Origin of the sequence: Streptomyces sp. SID13726, assembly GCF_010548375.1 — a bacterium.
Taxonomy (GTDB): domain Bacteria; phylum Actinomycetota; class Actinomycetes; order Streptomycetales; family Streptomycetaceae; genus Streptomyces.
Map to the genome: position 1 here is coordinate 1 of NZ_JAAGLY010000683.1, position 407 is coordinate 407.

Consider the following 407-nt stretch of genomic DNA (forward strand, 5'->3'; position numbering starts at 1 on the left):
AGCGGACTTGCCGGAGCCGGAGGGGAGGGTTCCGCCGCGTGCGATCCCGTCCACAGACAGGCCCAGCGGCACAGCCGGCGACTCTGCGTCACCGTAGGGACGCGTGTCCCAGCCGTAGGAACGGAACCAGTCCAGACAGAACCGGGTTTCGGCGTCCAGTTCGGCGTCATGCTCGTTCTTCAGGGAGCCGAAGCTCTGGTTGATCAGCGCCAGTGCCGTCTTCACCGACATCGTGGTGCCGTCGTCCTCCAACACCCGAGAGAAGCGGGAGTACACCGCCATCCCAGGGCCGAGGATTGTCTGCCGCAGGTCTGCCGGGGCGATTGCACCCTCGCGGATGCGAGGCAGTGCCTCCTCCAGATCGGTATGCAGCGAGGCCAGGAACCCTGTGCGGTCCGTCGCCGGGG

At 67.1% G+C, this 407-nt stretch carries 1 pseudogene; it reads right to left on the reverse strand.

Annotated elements, in window-relative coordinates:
• A pseudogene (locus G3I78_RS49770) lies at positions 1–407 on the reverse strand (hypothetical protein); the annotation flags it as partial.